Source organism: Brevibacillus sp. NRRL NRS-603 (genome assembly GCF_003013445.1).
In the GTDB taxonomy this organism is placed as follows: Bacteria; Bacillota; Bacilli; order Brevibacillales; family Brevibacillaceae; genus Brevibacillus; species Brevibacillus formosus.
Map to the genome: position 1 here is coordinate 1 of NZ_PXZN01000114.1, position 2,209 is coordinate 2,209.

At 45.9% G+C, this 2,209-nt stretch carries 3 protein-coding genes; all 3 read left to right on the forward strand.

What is annotated here, in order from left to right; all coding sequences use genetic code 11:
- Positions 1–250: 250 nt before the first annotated feature.
- Positions 251–880 (forward strand): VanW family protein, encoded by a 630-nt coding sequence (locus tag C7R94_RS28760; protein ID WP_106785936.1) that lies wholly within the window; start codon positions 251–253, stop codon positions 878–880.
- Between the two features lie 133 nt (positions 881–1,013).
- Entirely contained in the window at positions 1,014–1,559 is a 546-nt protein-coding gene (locus C7R94_RS28765) for a hypothetical protein (protein WP_106785937.1), read from the forward strand.
- Positions 1,560–1,617: 58 nt separating this feature from the next.
- On the forward strand, positions 1,618–2,209 hold a 592-nt coding region (locus C7R94_RS28770; RefSeq protein ID WP_106785938.1), incomplete at its 3' end, for a fumarylacetoacetate hydrolase family protein.

The window sequence follows — 2,209 nt, forward strand, 5'->3', positions numbered from 1 at the left end:
TAGCAGATCGGATGGCGTACGTTTCTTCTCATAACCAGCGCTTTAAAGAAAAGAACAAAGCCCTTGGGGTTATCGATGAGGACGACGAGTAGAACTGCTGTAGGACAAAAAGCCCAACATTTGCAGGTTGATTGTCGCTTTTCCCATACGTAACATTGTAAGAGGCAAGGCATAAAAACAATGATAGACGATATCAATCGGGAACTTCGCGTCAGCAAATCGATCAACAAATGTGGGAGAGGAAGTAGAAATGAAGAAAGTTCGGCATTGGCTGATCACTTTGACTACAGTGGCCCTTGTATTCTCGCTCGGTATGAACTACGCGCCTGAGCATGCAATGGCGTTACAATTAGACCCGTTATCTCCTGCTATCGAGTTGCAGGAAAAGTTACAGGAAAAGTATGTGGAGAAAATGGACCTCAAGAAAAAGGAGGTTCTCGGCTTTTATTACTCATCGATGAAAAACAGCACAGATGCGCGCAAACATAACATCAAGCAAGCATTGAGCAAGATTCATAATGAAAAAATCAAGCCGCAACAGGTGTTTTCTTTCAATGAAATAGTGGGAAATTCGAATTTGCCAGAGGATGGTTGGCAACAAGCCGGGGTTATTCAGAACGGCCAGCTCGTCGATGACTATGGAGGCGGGATTTGCCAGGTTTCCAGCACGCTTTACAATGCAGCTGCGGAAGCAGGAATGACCATGGTGGAACGGCATAACCACAGCAAATCAGTGGGATACGTACCAGCGGGTCAAGATGCCACAGTAGCGTATGGCTATAAGGACTTTAAATTTACCAACTTGTATGATTTCCCTGTGAAAATCAAAGCAAAATCATACGATGACGAACATATTGTGATTGCGATCATACGAGCGTAGCTTAGAAGGAATAAAGGGGGCATCCTATGGATGAACCCTGTTTTTTTCGGCGTTTTGTCAGGAAAAAAATGGATGGTGTTTTGGTTTTGAGTCATGCATTCCTGACCATACTGTTTTAGAGGGAGGTGCCGTGATGTTTGTTCAGGTGACAGGTGATTCACACGATCATGAGGTTCTCGTCATGGGAGAACGGTTAGACCGCCAGCAGGATGGGTGTTATCTTTTGCCTGGGAGACTTGTCCACGCATTGAAGCCACATGATTTGCCGGTAGGAATCCCATTTAAGCTCTCGGGTGCGCTGCCCTCTGGCTACGGGTTTTATCGGGAGGACTCTGTTATTTTCCGGCGGACGAATGATACTCCCTCCCTATGGATTGATGTTACTTCTACATATAAGGTTGCGGAATGGGATGGTTTGTTCTCGGTAGAAGCAACGGTTGAAGCTAGAAAGCATGTCGTGGAACAACAACAGCGGTTTGCCTTTGTCCTCTCCGAAGCGACAGAGCAGCAAGTAATTTTTCATTACGAATTTTCCTGGAGCTCTGAGCAAGAGATGGATCTGGAGAGTGCGTTGGAATCTATTTGTGATACCGTGATTGAAGTAGAGGCACGAGGAAATGCCCGTCTTTGGCCTGGCTATGGAAACTGCATGGATGAGGACGAACAAGACAAGCTGTAATACGCCATGCAGCCATGATATAGTGAAAAAAGAGACAGCCAGCAAAGGAGAGGACAAAATGGAGTCAGTCAAAAATATTTACTGTATCGGTCGGAACTATCGATTGCATGCTGCGGAGTTGGGGAACGATGTGCCGACCAAGCCAATGATCTTTGATAAGCCAACACATGCGCTTGCACTGGCAAATGGAAAGACCATTGACCTTCCTGCGTCTCGTGGAGAGCTCCATTATGAGGCGGAGCTTGTGATTCACATCGCGAGACCTTACGAGGCTGGCGTTACACTTGACGAGATGATTGACAAAATAGCACTCGGGATTGACTTTACTTTGCGGGATGTTCAGAGCGAGCTGAAGAAAGCGGGGCATCCATGGTTGTTGGCAAAAGGGTTTAAAAATTCAGCTATTTTGACATCATTTCATTCTTTCCCTGGTATCCATGAGCTGCACCAAACTGATTTTTCCTTGCTGAAAAATGGAGAGCAAGTACAACGCGGCAATCTGCGTGATCTGATTTTTGATTTGGAAACGATTATTGCTTATATTTCCGAACATCTTGGACTGGATCAAGGAGATATCATTTACACGGGTACGCCAGCGGGGGTAGGACCGGTTTCGGATGGAGATGTCCTCACTCTTAAGTGGGGAGAAG

Coding starts and splice junctions, on each gene's coding strand:
- C7R94_RS28765 (WP_106785937.1), top strand. CDS start 1,014: ATGTTTGTTCAGGTGACAGGTGATTCACACGATCATGAGGTTCTCGTC.
- C7R94_RS28760 (WP_106785936.1), top strand. CDS start 251: ATGAAGAAAGTTCGGCATTGGCTGATCACTTTGACTACAGTGGCCCTT.